This is a genomic window from Micromonospora ferruginea, from assembly GCF_013694245.2.
Lineage (GTDB): Bacteria > Actinomycetota > Actinomycetes > Mycobacteriales > Micromonosporaceae > Micromonospora > Micromonospora robiginosa.
In genome coordinates, this window is sequence record NZ_CP059322.2 from 6,370,486 (window position 1) to 6,390,934 (window position 20,449).

The window sequence follows — 20,449 nt, forward strand, 5'->3', positions numbered from 1 at the left end:
CGGCCGCTCAGCCGGCGGGCGCCAGCGCCGCCGCGCCGAACGAGACGGCGAACCGCTCGCACCAGATCGAGACGCTGGTCAGCCCGGCGAGATCGGTTCCGGCGGGGATCGCGTACGCCTGGTCGCCCCGGTTCCCCTTGAGCGCGCCGAGCGCCACGTGCCGGCCGTCGTCGAACACGTGCCACCCGGACGGCCCGGTCCGAACCGGCTGGTCGGTCAGCCAGACCTGAAGATCCGGACCGTTCGAGGTGTCCAGCCCGACCAGTTCCAGCCGGTGCCGCCCGTCGGCGGTGCGGACGATCCGGGCGGCGCCGCGGGTGTCGTGCTCGTGGCTGACGAACTCGCCGCCGGCGAGCAGCACCGGGCCGGCCGGCGTCGAGGCGGGCGCGGCCGACGGCGACGGGGCCGGCGCGGTCACGGACGGCACCGCCGCCAACTCCTCGTGCACCTCGGTGTCGGTGACCAGCTTCCAGGGCTGGAACCAGTAGAGCGCGGTCGCCGCGCCGAGCGCGAGGACGGCGACGGCGACCCAGGTCAGCGGGGCCCGCAGGAGACGCATCGGCATGCGTCGAGTCTGCCGGGGCCGGGCCGGGCGGTCACCGGTCCGGCCGCTTACGGAAGCCTTACCGGCGGTGTCCGGGCGGAATCAGGGACATCCCCGAGCGTTTCCCGGTGCACCGGTGAGCCCTCGCTTCCTACGCTGGCAGCGTGACACTGCTCGCGACCGAGTCGCTGACCAAGACGTACGGAGGTCGGGTCACCGCGTTGGCCGACCTCACCGTGTCGGTCGAGCCGGGGATCATCGGCCTGGTCGGCGCCAACGGCGCCGGCAAGTCCACGCTGATCAAGATCCTGCTGGGTCTGCTCCCGCCGACCACCGGCCGGGTGCAGGTGCTCGGCCTCGACCCCACCACCGACCCGGCCGCGGTCCGCGCCCGGGTCGGCTACATGCCCGAGCACGACGCCCTCCCGCCGGACCTCTCCGCCGCCGAGCTGGTCACCCACCTGGGCCGGATGAGCGGGCTGCCGCGCACCGTCGCCCGGGAACGGGCCTCCGAGGCGCTGCGCCACGTCGGCCTGCACGAGGAGCGGCACCGGGCCGTCGGCGGTTACTCCACCGGCATGAAGCAGCGGGTGAAGCTCGCCCAGGCGCTGGTGCACGACCCCGACCTGCTGCTGCTCGACGAGCCCACCAACGGCCTCGACCCGGCCGGGCGGGACGCCATGCTCGCCCTGGTGCACCGGATCGGCACCGAGTTCGGCATCTCCGTGGTGGTCTGCTCGCACCTGCTCGGCGAGGTGGAACGGATCTGCGACACGCTCGTCGCGATCGACGGCGGCCGGCTGCTGCGCGCCGACCGGGTCGCCGCGATGACCACCGCCACGGACGTGCTCGCCGTCGAGGTGAGCGAGGGCACGGACGAGCTGGCCGCCCGGCTGGCCGCGCTCGACCTGCCGGTGTCCCGGGACGGGCGGCTGCTGCTCGTCCCGCTCACCGACGAGCACACCTACGACCTGATCCTCGGCGCGGTCGCCGAGCTGGACCTGCCGCTGCACCGGCTGGACCAGCGGCGGCACCGGGTGGCCGAACTCTTCGCCCCGAGGGAGCCCAGCCATGCCTGAAGCCACCGGCGTCATCCACGACATCGGCTACCAGCGCTACACCGGCCCGCGGCTCGGCCGCCGGCAGGTCTTCGGCGCGCTCTACGGCCACGGCGTGCGTACCGTCTTCGGGTTGGGCCGCAGCGCCAAGGCGAAGATCTTCCCGTGGCTGGTGGTCGCCGTGGTCACCGTGGTGGCCGCCGGGCTGACCGCGGTGCGCAGCCAGATCGGCCAGGTGGTGATGACGTACGCCCAGTTCGCCGACGCGATGAGCTGGCTGGTCATCTTCTTCGCCGCGGTGGCCGCCCCCGAGCTGGTCTCCCGCGACCTGCGCAGCGGCGTGCTGCCGCTCTACTTCTCCCGGCCGCTGCCGCGCGGCGACTACGCGCTGGCCAAGCTGCTGGCGCTGGTCACGTCGCTCTGGCTGCTGCTCGGCGGCCCGCAACTGGTGATGTTCCTGGGCGCCGCGTTCACCACCTCGAAGGGCATGCGCGGGGTGTGGGACGAGCTGCTCGACCTGCTGCCCGGCCTGCTCTACGCGGGGCTGTGGGCGGTGGTCTTCGCCTCGATCGCCCTGCTGGTCGCCTCGCTCACCGGCAAGCGCGCCTTCGCCGCCGGCGGCATCGTCGCGGTGTTCCTGATGACCACGCCGGTGGTCGGCGTGCTGAACATCATGCCCTCCCGGACGGTCAACGAACTGTCCTTCCTCGCCTCCCCGTCGACGCTCGTCGGCGGCGTGGGCAACTGGGCGCTCGGCGACAAGCTGACCCAGGGTCGCGGCGGCATGCCGATCGGCGACTTCGGCCCGGTCTACGCCGTGGTCGCCGTGCTGCTGGTCGCCGCCTGCGTCAGCCTGCTGCTCCTGCGATACCGGAAGGTGGCCGCCCGATGACGGCGATCAGCACGCAACCGGCGGCCGACGCGCCCGCCGCCGCGACGACCAGCACCCTCGACCTGGCCGGCGTCTCCCGCTGGTACGGCAACGTGGTGGCGGTCAACGACGTCACCATGCGGCTCGGCCCCGGGGTGACCGGCCTGCTCGGCCCGAACGGGGCCGGCAAGACCACGCTGCTGCACATGATGGCCGGATTCCTCGCCCCGTCCCGGGGCACGGTGACGCTGGACGGGGAGCCGACCTGGCGCAACCCGGGCGTCTACCGGCGGCTGGGCCTGGTCAGCGAGCGCGAGGCGGTGCACACCTTCCTCAGCGCGTACGAGTTCGTGCTGGCCAGCGCGAAGCTGCACAAGCTGCCCGACCCGGAGGCGGCGGCCCGCCGGGCGATCGAGCTGGTCGAGATGGAGAGCGCGCAGGGCCGCCGCATCGGCACCTACTCCAAGGGCATGCGGCAGCGCACCCGGGTGGCCGCCGCGCTGGTGCACGACCCGCAGGTGCTGCTGCTCGACGAGCCGTTCAACGGCATGGACCCCCGGCAGCGGCTGCACATGATGGGGCTGCTGCACCGGCTCGGCGACGCCGGCCGGACCATCCTGTTCAGCTCGCACATCCTGGAGGAGGTCGAGCAGGTCTCCGGCACGGTCCAGGTGATGGTCGCCGGCCGGCTGGCCGCCTCCGGCGACTACCGCACCATCCGCCGGTTGATGACCAACCGGCCGCACGTCTTCGCGGTGCGTTCCACCGACGACCGGGCCCTGGCGGTGGCGCTGATGGCCGAGCCGTCGGTGTCCGGCGTCGAGCTGGGCCGCACCGGCCTGACCGTGAAGGCCGGCGACTACGGCGCCTTCACCCGGGCGCTGCCCAGGATCGCACTCCGCCACGGCATCCGGGTCCGGCAGTTGCTGCCGGAGGACGAGTCGCTGGAGAGCGTCTTCTCGTATCTGGTGGAGGCCTGATGTCGACCGTTACCTGGATCACCGCGCGCGGCCTGTTCGGCCGGAGCCGGTTCCTCATGCTGTTGCCGTTGCCGTTGATCCTGATCGGCCTGGCGGCGCTCTGCCGGGCGCTCGGCGTGGACCCGGGCCAGTGGGGGCCGCCGGTGCTGGTCGGTCTCGGCCTGGCGGTGGTGCTGCCGGTGGTCGCCCTGATCGTGGGCACCGGCGTGCTCGGCGCCGAGATCGACGACGGCACCGTGGTGCACATCCTCACCAAGCCGATGCCCCGCTGGCAGATCGTGCTGCCGAAGCTCGCGGTCGCGGCCGCGGTCACCGCCGTCACCGTCGGCGTCCCGATCTACGTCGCGGGCGTGCTCGCCGACTCGGTACGCCTCGGGCTGGCCCTGGTCGCCGCGTCGGCGGCGGGCGCGCTCGCCTACTCGGCGCTGTTCCTGGCGCTCAGCCTGGTGAGCCGGCGGCCGGTGCTGCTCGGCCTGGTCTACGTGCTGATCTGGGAGGGCCTGCTCGGCCGGTTCGTCGACGGCACCAAGGTGCTGTCGGTCCAGCAGTGGGTGATCGCGCTGGCCGACCGGATGGCGCCCACCCCGCTGCTCGGCACCACCGTCTCGGTGCCGGTCGCCGCCGTGCTGACCGCCCTGGTGGCGGTCGGTTTCACGGTCCTGGCGATCGACCGGCTCCGGTCGTTCAGCGTGGCCGGCGAGACGAGCTGAGGCCTGACGGGACCCCTTTCCGCCGACCGTCCGGTGGCGGAAAGGGGTCCCGCCGCATGCTCCCCGCTCTGCTAGGTTGCGGCGTCGACGACACCAGACACGGGGAGAACACATTGCGTCCCGCTCGACCCGCCCTGCTGGCTCCGGCCGCGGTGGCGCTGATCATCATGTCCGGCTGCACCACCGACGGTGACGACACGTCGGCGGCCGAACCCGCCGGCGCGTCCGCTCCGGCCGCCTCGACGCCGTCGGCGCCGGCCGCGTCGCCCGCCCCGGTGGGCCTCGACGCGGCCACCCGCACCACCTGCGCCACCGCCCAGAAGGACATCACGGCCGCGCTCAAGGAGGTCGCCGAGGCGGAGAAGATCGGCCCGCCGGCCGGTCACTCCGCGGTGAGCGCGCAATACTCCGCCGGCGCGGCGACCATGTACACGCACGCGTTCACCAGCAGCGACGAGGTCAACGAGGCGGTGAAGGCGGTCGCCACCGAGATGGGCGACCTCGCCGACACCTGGGCCAAGGCACCGAAGAAGGCGCCCAGCAGGGCGGACCTCACCGCCGCCCAGGGCAAGCTCAAGGCGACCTGCGCGGCCGGCTGACCCACCTGAAGGGGCGGTTCGGCCTCGTGCCGGCCGCCCCTTCGCCGTGCTCAGAACGCGCAGGCGACGACCAGCTCCGGGGTACGGTCGGGCAGCAGGTCGAGCTTCGCGATCCGGCCCGCCGCCCTCAGGTCGTCGGCCACGGTGGTGAGCTGGTCGAGCAGGGCCGCCGGCCCGAGCGCCTCGGCCAGCGGCACCTCCGCCTTCATCGACAGCTTCCGCTCCGACTTGGCCCGGCGCACCTGCCCCAGCGCGTCGGCGGCCAGCCGCAGCAGCTCCGGGTCACCGGGCGCGGCCATCGCGCGGCCCACCTCGTAGGTGGTCGGCCACGTCGAGCGGTGCACCGAGCCGTACCGCCACCAGGACCAGACCTCTTCGGTGACGAACGGCAGCACCGGGGCGAACAGTCGCAACTGCACCGACAACGCGGTGGCGAGCGCCGCCCGGGCCGAGTCGGCCGCCGGCCCGGAGCCGTAGGCGCGCTCCTTCACCAGCTCGATGTAGTCGTCGCAGAACCGCCAGAAGAACGCCTCCGTGGCCATCAGGGCGGCCGTGTGGTCGTACCCGTCGAAGGCGGCGGTCGCGGTGGCGACCACGCCGGACAGCTCGGCGAGCATCGCGGTGTCCAACGGTTGGGTCACCGGGGCCCGCAGCGCGTCGGCGGCGCCCAGCCCGAGCGCGAACCGGGACGCGTTGAGCACCTTCGTGGCCAACCGGCGGCCCACCTTGACCTGGGCCGGGTCGAAGGCCAGGTCCATGCCCGGCTTGCCGTTGGCGGCCCAGTAGCGCACCGCGTCGGAGCCGTGCTGCTCCAGCAGCCCCATCGGGGTGACCACGTTCCCCTTGGACTTCGACATCTTCTTCCGGTCCGGGTCGAGGATCCAGCCGGAGAGCACCGCCGTGCGCCAGGGCAGCACGCCGTGCTCCAGATGGGACCGGACCACGGTGGCGAACAGCCAGGTGCGGATGATGTCGTGGCCCTGCGGGCGCAGGTCCATCGGGAAGACCCGCCGGTGCAGGTCCGGGTCGGTCTCCCAACCGCCGACGACCTGCGGGGTCAGCGACGAGGTGGCCCAGGTGTCCAGCACGTCCGGATCCCCGGTGAAACCACCGGGGACGCCACGCTGCGCCTCCTGGTAGCCGGGCGGCGGCTCGCTGGTCGGATCGATCGGCAACATCGCCTCGTCCGGTGTGAGAGGGTGGGTCCAGTCCGGCTCGCCAGCGTCGTCGAGCCGGTACCACACCGGCACCGGCACGCCGAAGAACCGCTGCCGGCTGACCAGCCAGTCACCGGTGAGGCCGCCCACCCAGTGCTCGTAGCGGTGCCGCATGTGCTCCGGCACCCAGCGCAGCTCGCGGCCCCGGGCCAGCAACTCCTCGCGCAGGTCGGCGTCCCGGCCGCCGTTGCGCAGATACCACTGCCGGGTCGACACGATCTCCAGCGGCCGGTCGCCGCGCTCGTAGAACTTCACCGGATGGGTGATCGGGCGCGGCTCGCCGACCAGGTCACCGGCGTCGGCCAGCAGTTCCACGAGCGTCCGCCGGGCGCCGTTGACGGTCTGGCCGGCCAGCGCCGCGTAGGGCCCGGCCGGCACGCCGGCCGGCGCCTCCGGCAGCAGCCGGCCGTCCCGGCCGATCACCACCCGGGTGTCCAGCCGCAGCTCCCGCCACCAGGTCACGTCCGCCAGGTCGCCGAACGTGCAGACCATCGCGATGCCGGTGCCCTTGGCCGGGTCCGCCAGCGGGTGCGCGCGCACCGGCACCTCCACCCCGAAGACCGGGGTACGCGCCGACGCGCCGACCAGGTCGGCGTACCGCTCGTCGTCGGGGTGGCAGACCAACGCCACGCAGGCCGGCAGCAGCTCCGGCCGGGTGGTGTCGATCAGCACCTCGCGCCCGTCCGGGCCGGTGAACCGCAGCCGGTGGTACGCGCCCGGGCGGTCCCGGTCCTCCAACTCCGCCTGGGCGACCGCGGTGCCGAAGCCCACGTCCCAGAGCGTCGGCGCCTCCGCCTGGTAGGCCTCGCCCCGGGCCAGGTTGCGCAGGAACGCGCGCTGGCTCGCCGCGCGGGCCGGCCGCCCGATCGTGGTGTAGGTCAGCGACCAGTCCACCGACAGGCCCAGCCGGCGCCACAGCGCCTCGAAGACCTTCTCGTCCTCCACGGTCAGCGTCTCGCACAGCTCGATGAAGTTGCGCCGGGAGATCGCCGTCGGATTCTTCCGGGCGTCGTCGCCCACCGGGGCGGCCGGCGGTCGCCAGTCCCGGTCGTACGGCAGCGCCGGGTCGGGACGCACCCCGTAGACGTTCTGCACCCGGCGTTCGGTGGGCAGCCCGTTGTCGTCCCAGCCCATCGGGTAGAACACGGTCCGCCCGCGCATCCGCTGGAACCGCGCCACCGCGTCGGTGTGCGTGTAGGAGAAGACATGCCCCATGTGCAGCTCGCCCGACACGGTCGGCGGCGGGGTGTCGATCGAGTAGACGTCCGCGCGTTCCTTCGAACGGTCGAACGCGTACGTGCCGTCGGACTGCCAGCGGCGGGACCAGGTCTCTTCGAGGCCGTCCAGGCTCGGACGCTCGGGGACGCCAGCGCGGGCCGTCCTCGTCGTGTCGGTCATCTGCCGATGGTAGGCGGGCCCAGCGGGCCGCTCCACGGCTTTCGCACGGTCGAGGGACAGCGGGCCGGTCGGCGGGTGTGACAGCATCTGGCCGTCCACGGATGCGGGGGAGGCACCACGATGGACGGAAACACACGCGCCCCGGCGCTGGCCGCCGCCACGGTCGCGGCGTTCGCGGTCGGGGCCTACTTCGGCACCCGTGGCCTCGCCGTGGCCCGCCAGGCCGGCTTCGCCGATCTCGTCCAGGGCTTCCCGACCGGGTCACTGCGCTACGGCGTGACGCTGGTGCCGCTGGTCGCCGGCGGCCTGCTCGCCGTGGCCCTGGTCGCGGTCGCGGTGGTCGACCGGCTGCCCGGCTGGCCGGTCGCGCTGGCCGGCCTGGCGCTCGACTACCTGGCCGGCGGGGTGCTCCTCGGGCGCGGGACCGGGATCGTGCCCCAGCAGCCGCCCACCGCCGCGCAGGCGCTGACCGTGTTCGCCGCAGCCCTCGGCGCGGGTCTGGCGCTCGGCGGGGCGCTGTCCGCCCTGGCCCGCCTCGGGCCGTCGAGGCGTTGGCCGGTCGCCGCCGCGCTCGCCGCCGGCCTGGTGGCGCATCCGGGCGTCGAGGACATGTTCCGCGTCGCGGTGAGCGACAGTTACGAGGGCGTCGGCCGGGCCTGGCCGGCCCAGGCCGGGGTCAGCCTGGCGGTGGTCGCGGTGGCCGCGGTGCTGGCGCATCTCGCCCGGCCCGGTGGTCGAGTGTCGGCCGGGCCGCCCCGGTTCGGTCCCGCGGTGGTCACCGCCCTCGCGGCCGTGCTCACCCTGGTCGGGCTGGCGGCGCGTTGGTGGGTGGTGGACGTGTTCCGGCTCAGCCCGGACGGGCTGGCCGGGCCGAGGCGGGCGCGGTTCGTCGAGTCGGTCGCCTACTTCGCCCCGGTGGCCGTCGCGGTGGTGGTCGGGCTGGTCCTGCTCGGCTACGCCTACCGGGTCGGCCGGGCGGTGGCCGCCCGCTGGGTGGTGCTCGGGTTCGCCGCCGGGCCGTTGCTCTTCCTCGGGCTGCGGATCGGGTTCGCCGGTCAGCGGTCCCAGGCGTACCTCGTCGTGCTGGCCGGCGTGGCGGCGGCGGTGGCCGGTGCGGTGGTGGCCCGGCTGCGTCCCGGCCTGCTGCCGTGGGACGCGGTCGGTCTGCTTCTCGCCGCGCTCGCGGTGCCGCTGGCCGCCCCGGCGGTCCGGGCCGAGTTGCCGGGCGCCACCGATCTCCTCGTCTCGCTGCCCGCCGCCGTCGGGTTGGGCCTGGCGCTCGGCTTCGGCCTGGCACTCGCCGCTTCCGGTCCGGAAGCTGCCGCCGAGCCGGAGCCGGGGCGCACGGCAGGGATCCTGGCGCTCGGGGCGGCCGCGACGGCGCTGTCCGCCCTGACGCTGGCCCCGACCCTGCTCGTCGGGCTGGGCACCGTCCCGTCCGGCGGGGTGGCCCTGACCGTGCCGGTGCTCGTCACCGCCTGCGCGGCGCTCCTCGTGCTGCTGCACGGCTTCGGCTGGGCGGTCGACCGGCTCCGGCGCGACCTGCGCGCCGAGGCCGCCGCCGGGCCGGCCGCCCGTCCCTAGGGTGCGGCGCGGCGCCGGCGGACCCGCCGTCCTGCTCAGAGCAGCGAGTCGCGCCACTGGCGGTGCAGCGCGGCGTAGCGACCGCCGGCGGCGGCCAGGTCGGCCGGTGAGCCGTCCTCGACGATCCCGCCGGTGTCCAGCACCAGCACCCGGTCGGCGGTCTCCACGGTGGAGAGCCGGTGCGCGATCACCAGCGCGGTGCGGTCGCGCAGCACGTTCCGCAGCGCCCGCTGCACCAGCCGTTCCGTGGGCACGTCCAGCGACGAGGTGGCCTCGTCGAGGATCAGCACCCGGGGATCGGCCAGGAACGCCCGGGCGAACGCGACGAGCTGCCGCTGCCCGGCGGAGAGGCGGCCGCCGCGCCGGTGCACGTCGGTGGCGTACCCGTCGGGCAGCGCGGCGATGAACTCGTGCGCGCCGATGGCCCGCGCGGCGGCGACCACGGCGGCGTCGTCGGCGTCCGGCCGGCCGAACCGGATGTTCTCCGCGACGGACCCGCTGAACAGGTGGGTCTCCTGGGTGACCAGCACCACCGCGCGGCGCAACTCGGCGTCGGCCAGCTCGCGCAGGTCGACCCCGTCCAGGCGGACCGACCCGGCGTCCGGGTCGTGGAACCGGGCCAGCAGCTTCGCCACCGTGGACTTGCCCGCGCCGGTCGGCCCGATCAACGCGACCGTCTGCCCGGCCGGCACGGTCAGCTCCAGGCCGGCCAGGATCGGCGTCTCCGGCCGGTAGCCGAAGGAGACCGACCGGAAGGTCACCGCGCCGCGTGGCGGCCCGGCGGGCAGCGACGCCGGCCGGACCGGTTCGGCCACCGCGGGACGCTCGTCGAGCACCCCGGCCAGCTTCTCCAGCGCCGCGGTCGCCGACTGGAGCGAGTTGTAGAACTGGCTCAGGTCCTCCATCGGCTCGAAGAACCGCCGCAGGTAGAGCAGGAACGCGGCGAGCACGCCGACCTCGGTGTGGCCGCCCAGCACCCGCCAGCCCCCGTACGCGAGCACCGTCGCGGCGGTGAGGTTGCCGATCAGTCGGATGCCGGGGGAGTAGATCGCGATCAGCCGGAACGCGCGCAGGCTGGCCGCCCGGTAGTCGTCGTTGACCGCGGCGAAGATGCGCTGGTTGCGGGCCTCCCGGCGGAACGCCTGCACCGCCCGGATCCCGCGCAGCGACTCGACGAAGTGCACGATGACCAGCGCCACCGCCTCCCGGGTGCGCCGGTACGCGCCGGCCGAGGCCCGGGCGAACCAGCGGGACAGCCAGAACAGGAACGGGAAGGCGACCAGGGTGACCGCGGCCAGCGGCGGGTCCAGCCAGAGCAGGATGGCCGCCACGGACAGCACCGACAGCACGGCCATGACCAGCCGGTCGATGCCGCCGTCGACCAGCTCGCCGATCGACTCCAGGTCGCTGGTCAGCCGGGACACCATCCGACCCGAGGTGTATCGCTCGTGGAAGCCCACGTCGAGGCGGAGGAAGTGCGCGTACACCCGGCGTCGCAGGTCGAGCAGGACGGCCTGGCCGATCCGCGCGGCGAGGGCGAGGAACGCGCGCCGGGCCGCGTACTCGGTGGCGGTGGCCACCACGAACACGGCGGCCACCGCGATCAGCGGCCCGGCGTCGCCGGCCCGCAGCGGACCGATGCCCCGGTCGATGCCGAGCATGACCAGGTACGGGCCGGCCATCGCGGCCGCGTTCTGCACCAGCAGCAGCGTCACCGCCAGGCCGAGCGGGCGACGGTGCGGGCGGAGCAGGCGCCGCAGCAGGAGCCGGCTGCGGGCACGCAGCCGGGTGACCGCCTCCGGTGACGAGTCCTCGGCGCGGCTGCGGTCGGCGTCCGGGTCGGTGGCCCGACCTCGCCACCTGGCGAGTCCGGCGTCGGCGTCCCGACCGTCGGCGTCCCGACCGGCGGCGTCGCAATCGGAGGCGGCGCGCCCGGCGGCGTCGCTGGTGGCGGCGGCGTGCCGGGCGGCCGGGCCGCGAGGTGGCGGCACCCGCGCGCCGCGGCGGGTCACGACCGCACCAGGCCGACGCCGTCGGGCCGGCGTTCCGGCTCGGCGGAGAGCACCGCCCGGTAGGCCGGCACCTCGGCCAGCATCCGGGAGTGGGTGCCGACCGCGACGATCCGGCCGCCCTCCATCAGCGCCACCCGGTCGGCCAGCGCCACCGTGGAGGGCCGGTGCACCACCAGCAGCGCGGTGGTGTCCCGCAGCACCCGGCGCAGCGCCGCCTCGACCAGCGCCTCGGTGTGCACGTCCAGCGCGGAGAGCGGGTCGTCGAGGACCAGCAGCGCGGGCCGGCCGAGCACGGCCCGGGCCAACGCCAGCCGCTGCCGCTGCCCGCCGGAGAGCGACAGCCCCTGCTCGCCGATCCGGGTGGCCAGACCCCACGGCAGGTCGTACGCGAAGTCGGCCTGCGCCAGCGCCAGCGCGGCCCGGACCTCCTCGTCGCCGGCGTCCGGCCGGCCCAGGGTGAGGTTCTCCCGGACCGACATGGAGAACAGGGTCGGTTCCTCGAAGGCCACCCCGACCAGCCGGCGCAGCGAGCCGAGCCGCAGGTCGCGCAGGTCGTGGCCGTCGAGCGTGATCCGGCCGCCGGTCACCTCGTGCAACCGGGGGACCAGCGAGAGCAGCGTGCTCTTGCCGCACCCGGTGGCGCCGACCAACGCGAGCGTCTCTCCCGGCTCGACGGTGAGATCCAGCTCGTGCAGCACCGGAGCGGGCGCGCCCGGATAGCGGAAGCTCACCCGGTCGAACCGGAGCCGGCCGCTGACCTCGGCGCGCCGCAGCGACCGGGCGTTGGGGGCGTCCACGATGGTCGGCGGGGTGTCGAGCACCTCCTGGATCCGGTCGGCGGCGGTGGCGGCCTCCTGCCCGTTCGCGATGATCCAGCCGAGGGACTGCACCGGCCAGATCAGCATGAGCTGGAGGCTGACGAAGGCGACCAACTGCCCGATGGTGAGCGCGCCGTCGGCCACGGCGGCGGCGCCGGCGACCAGGACCGCGCCGAGCGTCAGGTTGGGCACCAGGTCGAACAGCGCGGACGTGCGGGCGAGCAGCCGCGCCTTGTCGATCCCGGTGTCGTGCAGCCGGCGCGCACCGGTGGCGAACCGGGCGGCCAGCTCCGGGCCTCGCCCGTACGCCCGCATGGTGCGCAGCCCCTGCGCCGTCTCCTCGACCAGCGTGGCGATGTCGCCCTGCTGGTCCTGCATGCGGCGGGAGGCCGCGTGGTAGTGCCGGGCGAACCGGCGGCTGATCAGGAACAGCGGCACCGCGCTGGCCGCGACCAGCAGGCCCAGCCAGGGGTGCAGCCGGATCAGCAGCACCACCACGGCGGCGTAGGTGACCAGGTTGAGCACCAGGAAGAGCAGGCCGAAGGAGAGGAACCGGCGGATCACCGAGAGGTCGCTGGTGACCCGGGAGAGCAGTTGGCCGGACTGCCAGCGGTCGTGGAAGCCGGCCGGCAGCCGTTGCAGGTGCGCGTAGATGTCGGCGCGGATGGCCGCCTCCATGCCGACCGAGGAGGACGACTGCGTCCACCGCCGGATGAAGATCAGCGCCGCCTCGGCGAGCCCGAGCAGCAGCGCGAGCGCGCCGAGGCGGAACAGCCCGGCCTCGTCGTGCCGGGCCACCGGCCCGTCCACCACCCGCTGCACCACCAGCGGGACGGCCAGGCTCGCCGCGGTCGCGGCCAGCGCCGCGACCAGCAGCCAGGCGAACTCCGCCGCATACGGGCGCAGGTAGGGGCGCAGCCGCCAGAGGTTGCGCAGCGGCTGGGACCGGGCGCCGGGATGCGCCGCGGGATTGCCATCGCTGGGCGCGGGCACCAGCCGACGGTAGCGGCCTGGTGTGACGGTGCGGGGTCAGCTAGCCGTCACCCGTCCCTCATGCCCGAGAAGCCACTTCTTCACGTCCAGCCCCCAGCGGTAGCCGCCGAGCGCGCCGTCGGTGCGCAGCACCCGGTGGCAGGGGACGAAGAGCGCGGCGGCGTTGCGCGCGCAGGCCGCCGCGGCGGCACGGACCGCGGCCGGTCGCCCGGCCAGCGCGGCGAAGCCGGTGTAGGTCACCGGGTCGCCCGGCTTGACGTCGCGCAGCACCCGCCAGGCGTGCGCCAGGAAGACGCCGTCGGTGTGCTGCTCCACCTCGACCGCGTCGATCGCGGCCAGGTCGCCGTCGAGGTAGGCCCGGACCGCGGCGGTCACCGGACCGAGGTCGGCCCGCTCGCGCAGGTCGCCGCGCAGGCTGAGGTGCGTCAACGGCACCAGCGTCGCCGGGTCGGCGGTGAAGCCGGCGGCGCGTACCGCCCCGTCGGGACCGGCGAGCACGCTCAGCGGGCCGGCGGGGGTGTCGATGACGGTGCTGTCCACCATGGTCATGTCGCTCTCCAGAGTCGGATCGTCGCGTACGACCGCCAGGGGCGCCAGCGGTCGGCGTAGGCGTGCAGGGTCTTCGGGTCGTCGGGCAGGCCGAGCGCGGCTGCGCCCCGGCGGACGCCCAGGTCGGTGGCGAGGATGACGTCGGGATCGCCGAGCGCGCGCATGGCCAGGTAGCCGGCGGTCCAGGGCCCGACGCCGGGCAGCGCGGTCAACTGCCGCACCGCCTCCTCCCGGTCGCCGCCCGGCTCCAGGTCCAGCTCACCGTCGGCGACGGCCCGGGCCAGCGCCCGGATCGTCTCCCGCCGGGCCCCCGGCATCCGGAACGCCGCATCCGGCGCCGCGAGCACCTCGGCCGGGCTCGGGAACGCCCGCGGCCCGCCCGGCGTGAGGTCGACGGCCGACCCGTCGGCACGCCGGACGGCGGCGAGCAGGTGGGTGAGCGTGGTCCGGGCCGAGCGCAGCGAGACCTGCTGGGTGGTGACGGCCCGGACGGCCATTTCGAAGCCGTCCACCGCGTGCGGCAGCCGGACCCCGGGCTCGGCGGCGACCGCCGGGGCCAGGGCCGGGTCGCCGGCCAGGGTGGCGTCCACCGCGACCGGGTCCGCGTCGAGGTCGAGCAGGCGGCGGCACCGGGCCACCGCGGGCGCCAGGTCGCGCATGTCGGCCAGCCGGAGCGTGGCCGCCACGTGCCCGTCGGCCGGGGCCAGCGTCACCGTGGCGGGCCCGTGCGGCAGGCGCAGGCCCCGGTGGTAGGCACCGTCGCGGACCTCCTCGACGCCGGGCAGCGCGCGTAGCGCGAGGAAGTCCAGCAGCGCGCCCGCGTGCAGCGGCGGCCGGTGGGCCAGGCGCAGCGTGATGGTGCCCGCCCCGCCGGCCGCCTGTCGGGTGCTCCGGCCGGCCCGCAGCTCGGACGGGGTGACGCCGTAGACCTCGCGGACCGTCTCGTTGAACTGCCGCACGCTGCCGAACCCGGCGGCGAAGGCCACCTCGGCGAGGCCGAGCCCGGTGGTCTCGACCAGGATCCGGGCGGTCTGCGCGCGTTGCGCCCGGGCCAGCGCGAGCGGGCCGGCGCCCAGCCCCTCCCGGAGCATCCGGTGCAGGTGCCGCTCGGTGTAGCCCAGCCGGTCGGCCAACCCGGGCACGCCGTCCCGGTCGACCACACCGTCGGCGATCAGCCGCATCGCGCGACCCACCAGGTCGGCCCGGACGTCCCACTGCGGCGAGCCCGGCGCGGCGTCGGGCCGGCACCGGCGGCAGGCCCGCAGCCCGGCGCCCTGGGCGGCGGCGGCGGACGGGAAGAACCGGACGTTCTGCCGCTTCGGCGTCATCGCCGGGCAGGACGGCCGGCAGTAGATCCCGGTCGAGGTGACACCGGTGTAGAACCAGCCGTCGAACCGCGGGTCGCGGCTGTCGACGGCCCGGTAGCACCGCTCGAAGTCCAGTTCCATGACACCGATCCTGCCTTGCAGGTCGGACGCTCGGCTGGCGGGATTCGGACATGACGTGCGGGAGTCGCGCCAGCTCGGCGACGTGGCGGTGTCCCGGCCCTGCGGATGCCGCCGTCCCGGCGAGGTGGCGTGGATCTTGCCGACCGATCCGAGAAACTGTCGTAAGTGGTCGGTACCGTCCCGCCACCAACTCAAGAAGAGGTGCGAGGCATGGCGAGCGTGGCCGGGCGGGGTGTCCGCTGATGCGATCGGGGCGAGCACGGATCGACGCCGCGGTGGTGCAGGGCTTCTACGACCGGATGCGGGCGGTGGCGCCGGCCGCCTACGGCGCGATCGAGCGGGACCGGGCCGGCGACCCGGAACGGGCCTTCACCGACACCGCCTGCGGCCGGCTCGTCGCGTCGCTCGACCCGGCCGGGCTGCGGGCGCTCGGCATGTGGGCGCACCACTGGTGCATGCGCTTCTACGACGACGACACCCGGGTCGGCGTGCGGCTGGTCCGCCAGCTCGCCGCCCGGCCCGGCCTCGGCTGGACCGCCGACGAGGTGCGCTGGCTGCTCGACCGCTCCTACGCGGCCGGGCCCGCCGCCGCGCACCGGTTCACCCTGCCGCTCGCCGCAGCGGCCGAACTGCCGCCCGGCGCGCTTCCCGAGGGCGTCGCGATCGACACGCTGCCGGCGGACTGGCGCCGGCTGCGGGCCGGCTGACCCGCTCGTCCGGAGATCCTGGCCCGGCCGAGCAGACCGGACCGCGCCCGGACCGCGCCCGGAGCCGGCCGACCCGACCGCGGGCGGACCGCGCCGGGAGCCGGCTGACCCGACCCCGCCCGGACCGCGGCCGGAGCCGGCCGGCCGGGGAGCTGGCCGAGCACCATGGCGGCGACCGCCACCGCGAAGCCGGCGAGTTGGATCGGGCCGAGCGCCTGGCCGAGCACCAGCCAGCCGAGCGCCGCGGCGGTCAGCGGGCTGAGCGCGCCGAGCATCGACACCTGCGACACCGGCAGCCGGCCCGCGCCCCGGAACCACAGCACGTAGGCGAGCGCGGTGCCGACCAGCCCGAGCCACGCGTACCCGAGCAGGGCCGGGCCGTCCGGTGCGGGCGGCGCGCCCTCGACGGCGGCGGCGACCGGCAGGATCAGCACGCCGCCGGCGACGAGCTGCCAACTGGTGGCCGCGAGCGTGCCCACCCCCGGCGGCCGTCCCCAGCGGCGGGTGAGCACCAGGCCGGTGGCCATGGCCGCGGTGCCGGCGAGGCCGGCGGCGACGCCGAGCGGGTCGAGCCCGGCGTCCGGCCGCAGCACGACGAGCGCGACGCCGGCCGGGGCGGCCACGGCGGCGAGGAGGGCCGGTCGGCCGGGCCGGTCCCGGAGCAGGGCGACGGTGAGCACCGCGACCAGCAGTGGCTGGGCGGCGCCGAGCACGGCCGCGGTGCCGCCGGGCAGCCGGTAGGCGGCGACGAAGAGCAGCGGGAAGAACGCCCCGATGTTGAGCGTGCCGAGCAGTGCGGCCCGGGCCCACCAGATGCCGTGCGGACGCCGGCGGGTGAGGGCCAGCAGCAGCAGGCCGGCCGGCAGGGCGCGGATCGCCCCGGCCCAGAGCGGTCGGTCGGCGGGCAGCAGTTCGGCGGTCACCAGGTAGGTGGTGCCCCAGGTGGCGGGCGCGAGCGCGGTGAGCGCGACGTCGGTCCGACGGGTCATCCCGGCCTCTTTTCATGCCGCTAAGTATCTTAGCTCTAAGCTACTTGATGTCGAGTGAAAGTGGAAGGGCGAGGTACGGCACAATCGACAGCCGTGGCAACGGACGAGGTCGACGCGATCGTCGAGCAGTGGCGCCGGGAACGGGCCGGCATGCGGCCCGAGCCGATGGCGGTCTTCGGTCGCATCTACCGGCTGGCCCGGCTGGTCGGCGACCGCCAGGAGAAGGTGTACGCCGACTGGGGCATCGGTCGCGGCGAGTTCGACGTGCTCGCCGCGCTGCGCCGCTCCGGCGCGCCGTACACCCTCGCGCCGAAGGCGCTCACCGCCACGCTGATGCTCACGTCCGGCGGGATGACCGGCCGGCTCGACCGGCTGGAGCGGGCCGGGCTGGTGCGCCGCGCGCCCGACCCGGCCGATCGGCGGGCGCTGCGGGTCAGCCTCACCGACGCCGGCCGCCGGGTGGTGGAGGAGTCCGCGGAGGCCGGGCTGGAGGTGCAGCGCCGGATCCTCGACGCGCTGCCGGCCGCCGACCAGGACCGGCTGGCCGACCTGCTGCGGACGCTGCTCGCCGCCGCCGAGGCGGCGGAACCGGCCTCGGACGGGGCACAATGATCTCCACCGCCGCCGACCGGAAGGACACCCGTGCCCGCCTCTGAACCGACGATCGTCGCCACCAGCATGGGCTACTTCAGCCGGCGGCGAGGCCCGTGGGACGCCCGGCCAAGCCAGCTCTTCGACCACATGGCCGAGCTGGCGCAGGCCGGCGACGCGCCCCGGGTCTGCTACCTCGGCCAGGCCGTCGGTGACCAGCCCACCGGCCTCACCGTGTTCTACGGCGCGTTCGCGAACACCCGGTACCGCGCGTCACACCTGGCGCTCTTCCCGATGCCGACCGTCGACGACATCCGCGCCCACCTGCTCGCCCAGGACATCGTCTGGGTCGGCGGCGGCAGCGTGGCCAACCTGTGCGCGGTGTGGCGGGTGCACGGCCTGCCGGAGATCCTGCACGAGTGCTGGCAGGCCGGCGTGGTGCTCGGCGGGGTCTCCGCCGGCTCGATCTGCTGGCATGCCGGCGGCGCCACCGACAGCTACGGCCCCGACCTGCGGGCCTTCACCGACGGGCTGGGCTGGCTCCCGTACGGCAACGGCGTGCACTACGACAGCGAGGAGCAGCGCCGGCCGCTGATGCACCGGCTGGTCGCCGACGGGACGCTGCCGACCAGCCACTGCACCGACGACGGCGTCGGCCTGATCTACCGGGGCACCCGGCTGGCCGAGGCGGTGGCCGACCGACCCGACGTGGCCGCGTACGAGCTGGTGCGCGCCGACGACGGCACGGTGCGGGAGACCCGGATCGAGCCCCGGCTGCTGCCCGCCGGGCCGGACGGCCGGTAGACCGCGTAAGCTGGCTCGTCGTGAGTCTCACCATCGGCATCGTCGGCCTGCCCAACGTGGGCAAGAGCACCCTGTTCAACGCGCTGACCAAGAACGACGTGCTCGCCGCGAACTACCCGTTCGCCACCATCGAGCCGAACGTCGGCGTGGTCGGGCTCCCCGACGAGCGGCTCGGCAAGCTGGCGGAGATCTTCTCCTCGCAGAAGGTGCTGCCCGCGCCGGTCTCGTTCGTCGACATCGCCGGCCTGGTCCGGGGCGCCTCCAAGGGGCAGGGCCGCGGCAACGCGTTCCTGGCCAACATCCGCGACGCCTCGGCGATCTGCCAGGTGGTGCGCGCCTTCTCCGACCCGAACGTGGTGCACGTCGACGGCAAGGTCTCCCCGGCCGACGACATCGAGACGATCAACACCGAGCTGATCCTGGCCGACCTCCAGACGCTGGAGAAGGCGCTGCCCCGGCTGGAGAAGGAGGCCAAGCTCCGCAAGGACCGGGCCGCCGCGGTCGAGGCCGCGAAGAAGGCCGCCGAAGTGCTCGACCAGGGCATCACGCTGTACGCGGGCGCCGCCGCCGCCAAGGTCGAGCTGGAACACCTGCGCGAGCTGCACCTGCTCACCACCAAGCCGTTCCTCTACGTCTTCAACGTCGACGAGGCCGAGCTGGGCAACGCCGAGTTCCTCGACGAGCTGCGCGGCCTGGTCGCGCCGGCCGAGGCGGTCTTCATGGACGCCAAGATCGAGTCCGAGCTGGTGGACCTGCCCGAGGACGAGGCCCGTGAGCTGCTGGAGTCGATCGGGCAGTCCGAGCCGGGGCTGGACCAGTTGGTCCGGGTGGGCTTCCGGACGCTCGGGCTCCAGACGTACCTCACCGCCGGCCCCAAGGAGGCGCGGGCCTGGACCGTGCCGGTCGGGGCGACCGCGCCGGAGGCCGCCGGGGTGATCCACAGCGACTTCCAGCGCGGCTTCATCAAGGCCGAGGTGGTCTCCTACCACGACCTGGTCGCGGCCGGATCGATGGCGGCGGCGAAGGCCGCCGGCAAGGTCCGGATCGAGGGCAAGGAGTACGTCATGCAGGACGGCGACGTGGTGGAGTTCCGCTTCAACGTCTGACCCCGTCCTGCCGACGGTAGAGGTCGCGCAGCAGGGAGATTTCGGCGCCGTGATGGATCAGCTCCCGGTTGACGTGCAGGATCCTGTTCGCCATGGGAAACCGCTCGGGACCGACCGCGGGTGGATTCTCCAGGTCGGCGTCCGAGAGGCCGCGAACCCCCGCGTTCCATCTCCGGTACATGTCATCGAGCTGGTTCAGCGCCTTGTCAGCGGTCCCCGCGTAGGCGAATGTCTCGGAGTCGACGTCCGGGCCGCCGAAGTACCATCCGACCCGGTAGCCCAGACACGAGACGATGATGTGCGCCAGCCGCCAGGCGATCGTGGTCACCGGTGCTGGCACCGGTTCGGGGAACGCGTGGTCCATCGTCCATTCCCCGGAACCTTCCGGCATCGGCTGGGCCGACGTGCTCCGTGGGCGGACACTCCAGCAGTCGCGCACCGGCTCCCAGAAGTACTCCTCGTCGGTGAGACCCTCCAGCCGTGGCCGCAGGTTCCTACGCCAGTGCCAGTCCAACTGCTCCGAGAGCTGCTCACTACTTGTCACTTCCGCACCGTACGGGCATCGGAGACCTAGTCGGGACCCTCGCGGAGGCCACGCCGGCGTGACCTGCCGCCGGGCGCACGCCCGACCAGCGCCGCTTGCCCCGCGATACCCGTCGAAGCGTCACGTTGCGATCTTGGTACGAGCACGCCCTTCCCGGGGCCGGTGCGTACCAAGATCTGCTGAGTTGTTGGCGATATCAGGTCGACAGGGCGTGCGGGTCACGATCCCGGGCTGGCTGATCTCCTGGGGGCAGGGCTGATGGCATCACGGTGGCATCGCGGTGGCGGCAGGCATATGAGCTGCTGAAGCGCGTTTAAGGGAAGAGCCGGGGCAGGTTTGGTGCCAATGTGATGCCAGAATGGCTTGCCTTGGTGCCACGACCTGTGTCACAGTAGTGCCATGGACCTGACCTCGTATGTGAGCAACCTCGGGCGGGAGTTCGCCGCGCTCGCCGAAGCCGGTGGTGAGGAGTCGCGTGCGCTGGTCGAGCGCCTGACCGGGCCGCTGGAGTCGGCGGTCCGGATGACCCTGCTGGACGCGTTGTCGGCCGCCGCCGACGAGATCACCCGGGAGCTGGCCCCGGGCTCGGTGGAACTGCGCCTGCGCGGTCGCGACCCGGACTTCGTCGTGTCGGTGCCGCCCGCCGAACCGCCCCACGCCGCGCCCGAGGCGGGCGCGGCGCCCGACATCGACCTGCCGATCACCGAGGACGGCCCGGTCGCCCGGATCAACGTCCGGATGCCCGAGCAGCTCAAGGCCGCGGTCGAGGAGGCCGCCGCAGCCGAGGGGCGTTCGGTCAACGCCTGGCTGGTCCGGGCCGCCGCCGCCGGCCTGCGCGGCGGCGACCGGGAGCCTCGTCCCGAGCCGCCCCACGCCGGGACGCGGTCCCGGCAGCGGTTCACCGGCTGGGTGCACTGACCGCACCCC

At 74.6% G+C, this 20,449-nt stretch carries 18 protein-coding genes and 1 pseudogene; 11 read left to right on the forward strand and 8 right to left on the reverse strand.

Features of this window, described 5'->3' with window-relative positions:
* Positions 1-7: 7 nt before the first annotated feature.
* Entirely contained in the window at positions 8-565 is a 558-nt protein-coding gene (locus tag H1D33_RS28765; RefSeq protein ID WP_181570218.1) for a DM13 domain-containing protein, read from the reverse strand.
* Positions 566-708: 143 nt separating this feature from the next.
* Here H1D33_RS28765 and H1D33_RS28770 point away from each other — a divergent pair, with 143 nt between their 5' ends.
* The 5 genes from H1D33_RS28770 (at position 709) to H1D33_RS28790 (ending at position 4,762) form a co-directional block, all read left to right on the forward strand.
* Positions 709-1,623 carry an ABC transporter ATP-binding protein gene (locus H1D33_RS28770; protein ID WP_181570217.1) on the forward strand — a complete coding sequence of 305 codons (915 nt, stop codon included), beginning with the start codon at positions 709-711 and terminating at the stop codon, positions 1,621-1,623.
* Positions 1,616-2,494 (forward strand): ABC transporter permease, encoded by an 879-nt coding sequence (locus tag H1D33_RS28775; RefSeq protein ID WP_181570216.1) that lies wholly within the window; start codon positions 1,616-1,618, stop codon positions 2,492-2,494. Before H1D33_RS28770 ends, H1D33_RS28775 begins: the two co-directional genes overlap by 8 nt.
* Positions 2,491-3,453 carry an ABC transporter ATP-binding protein gene (locus H1D33_RS28780; protein ID WP_181570215.1) on the forward strand — a complete coding sequence of 321 codons (963 nt, stop codon included), beginning with the start codon at positions 2,491-2,493 and terminating at the stop codon, positions 3,451-3,453. Before H1D33_RS28775 ends, H1D33_RS28780 begins: the two co-directional genes overlap by 4 nt.
* Positions 3,453-4,163: an ABC transporter permease gene (locus H1D33_RS28785; RefSeq protein WP_181570214.1), complete on the forward strand. Its 711-nt coding sequence runs from the start codon at positions 3,453-3,455 to the stop codon at positions 4,161-4,163. Before H1D33_RS28780 ends, H1D33_RS28785 begins: the two co-directional genes overlap by 1 nt.
* Positions 4,164-4,276: 113 nt before the next feature.
* Positions 4,277-4,762: a hypothetical protein gene (locus tag H1D33_RS28790; RefSeq protein WP_246411816.1), complete on the forward strand. Its 486-nt coding sequence runs from the start codon at positions 4,277-4,279 to the stop codon at positions 4,760-4,762.
* Positions 4,763-4,812: 50 nt separating this feature from the next.
* Here H1D33_RS28790 and valS read toward each other — a convergent pair whose 3' ends face one another.
* On the reverse strand, positions 4,813-7,377 hold the full coding sequence (gene valS, locus H1D33_RS28795; RefSeq protein WP_181570213.1) for a valine--tRNA ligase: 2,565 nt from the start codon (positions 7,375-7,377) through the stop codon (positions 4,813-4,815).
* Between the two features lie 120 nt (positions 7,378-7,497).
* Here valS and H1D33_RS28800 point away from each other — a divergent pair, with 120 nt between their 5' ends.
* Positions 7,498-8,961 (forward strand): hypothetical protein, encoded by a 1,464-nt coding sequence (locus H1D33_RS28800; protein WP_181570212.1) that lies wholly within the window; start codon positions 7,498-7,500, stop codon positions 8,959-8,961.
* 35 nt (positions 8,962-8,996) lie between these two features.
* Here the strand turns inward: H1D33_RS28800 and H1D33_RS28805 are convergent, their stop codons facing one another.
* From H1D33_RS28805 to H1D33_RS28820, 4 genes are read right to left on the reverse strand one after another with little or no spacing between them, the layout of a single operon-like run.
* A complete protein-coding gene (locus tag H1D33_RS28805) occupies positions 8,997-10,973 on the reverse strand; it encodes an ABC transporter ATP-binding protein (RefSeq protein WP_246411814.1) in 1,977 nt (658 codons plus the stop codon).
* Positions 10,970-12,784 (reverse strand): ABC transporter ATP-binding protein, encoded by a 1,815-nt coding sequence (locus tag H1D33_RS28810; RefSeq protein WP_181570211.1) that lies wholly within the window; start codon positions 12,782-12,784, stop codon positions 10,970-10,972. The genes H1D33_RS28805 and H1D33_RS28810 overlap by 4 nt, the downstream gene beginning before the upstream one ends.
* A 36-nt stretch (positions 12,785-12,820) precedes the next feature.
* Positions 12,821-13,333, reverse strand: coding sequence for a methylated-DNA--[protein]-cysteine S-methyltransferase (locus tag H1D33_RS28815; protein ID WP_181570210.1), 513 nt, complete (start codon positions 13,331-13,333; stop codon positions 12,821-12,823).
* Entirely contained in the window at positions 13,330-14,781 is a 1,452-nt protein-coding gene (locus H1D33_RS28820) for a DNA-3-methyladenine glycosylase 2 family protein (RefSeq protein ID WP_181570209.1), read from the reverse strand. Before H1D33_RS28820 ends, H1D33_RS28815 begins: the two co-directional genes overlap by 4 nt.
* Positions 14,782-15,023: 242 nt before the next feature.
* Between H1D33_RS28820 and H1D33_RS28825 the strand changes: the two genes are divergently transcribed.
* Positions 15,024-15,488 carry a hypothetical protein gene (locus tag H1D33_RS28825; protein ID WP_246411812.1) on the forward strand — a complete coding sequence of 155 codons (465 nt, stop codon included), beginning with the start codon at positions 15,024-15,026 and terminating at the stop codon, positions 15,486-15,488.
* Between the two features lie 218 nt (positions 15,489-15,706).
* On the opposite strand, the pseudogene H1D33_RS28830 reads toward H1D33_RS28825, so the two are convergent.
* Positions 15,707-16,477 (reverse strand): annotated as a pseudogene (locus H1D33_RS28830) (EamA family transporter); the annotation flags it as partial.
* A gap of 93 nt (positions 16,478-16,570) precedes the next feature.
* Here H1D33_RS28830 and H1D33_RS28835 point away from each other — a divergent pair.
* From H1D33_RS28835 to ychF, 3 genes are read left to right on the forward strand one after another with little or no spacing between them, the layout of a single operon-like run.
* Complete coding sequence (locus H1D33_RS28835; protein WP_181570207.1) at positions 16,571-17,089, forward strand: MarR family winged helix-turn-helix transcriptional regulator; 519 nt, start codon at positions 16,571-16,573, stop codon at positions 17,087-17,089.
* Between the two features lie 30 nt (positions 17,090-17,119).
* Positions 17,120-17,872 (forward strand): Type 1 glutamine amidotransferase-like domain-containing protein, encoded by a 753-nt coding sequence (locus H1D33_RS28840; RefSeq protein WP_181570206.1) that lies wholly within the window; start codon positions 17,120-17,122, stop codon positions 17,870-17,872.
* 20 nt (positions 17,873-17,892) lie between these two features.
* Positions 17,893-18,978: a redox-regulated ATPase YchF gene (gene ychF / locus H1D33_RS28845; protein ID WP_181570205.1), complete on the forward strand. Its 1,086-nt coding sequence runs from the start codon at positions 17,893-17,895 to the stop codon at positions 18,976-18,978.
* Here ychF and H1D33_RS28850 read toward each other — a convergent pair.
* Positions 18,968-19,522, reverse strand: a complete 555-nt coding sequence (locus H1D33_RS28850; protein ID WP_181570204.1) for a DinB family protein — start codon at positions 19,520-19,522, stop codon at positions 18,968-18,970. The two genes, ychF and H1D33_RS28850, sit on opposite strands and share 11 nt — an antisense overlap.
* Before the next feature lie 399 nt (positions 19,523-19,921).
* On the opposite strand from H1D33_RS28850, the gene H1D33_RS28855 reads away from it, so the two are divergent.
* A complete protein-coding gene (locus H1D33_RS28855; protein ID WP_181570203.1) occupies positions 19,922-20,440 on the forward strand; it encodes a toxin-antitoxin system HicB family antitoxin in 519 nt (172 codons plus the stop codon).
* Positions 20,441-20,449: the final 9 nt, after the last annotated feature.